Here is a 508-nt window from a genome sequence, read left to right as displayed (position 1 = left end):
AGTCACCGATCTGTACTTGCGTAAACCTCAGGTGCTTAGCGCGCAAGCGCAAGTGAAGTCTGCTCAAGCCGCTCTCAAACGTGCAAATCGCGACTTGGAAAACTGCCGAGTGGTTGCGCCATACGATGCTTTAGTGGTCGAGCGTGATGTCGGTGTGGGTCAGTTTGTGACGTCGGGATCTCGTGTCGCCACTTTGAATAACATCGAAGTGGCGGAAGTGCATGTTCCAATTGCTGGTTTTGATAGTGCGTTTTTGCCGGAGTCAATCAAAGAGCTGACAGCAACCGTAACTCAGCAAGGCATTCTCTCGACCACACGTGAAGGTAAAGTCGTTCGCGATTTGGGAATGATTGATAGCGCCACACGCATGATCAATATGGTGATTCAGGTTGAAGACCCTTATGGCATCGATAACCAGCAACCGCCAATCAAATTTGGTTCTTACGTAGAAGTCAGCTTTACGGGCAAAGAGCTCAAGCACATCTATCGTCTTCCACAAGAATTAGTG

Annotated in this window: 1 protein-coding gene; it reads left to right on the top strand. The window is 49.0% G+C overall.

Annotated features, from left to right (window positions below; translation table 11 throughout):
• Window positions 1-508, top strand: a 508-nt coding sequence (locus R7093_RS28390; RefSeq protein ID WP_318147430.1) for an efflux RND transporter periplasmic adaptor subunit, incomplete at both ends; no start/stop codon positions are given.

It is taken from the genome of Vibrio sp. 1580, from assembly GCF_033340055.1.
This window is presented reverse-complemented; position numbering and strand designations above follow the sequence as displayed.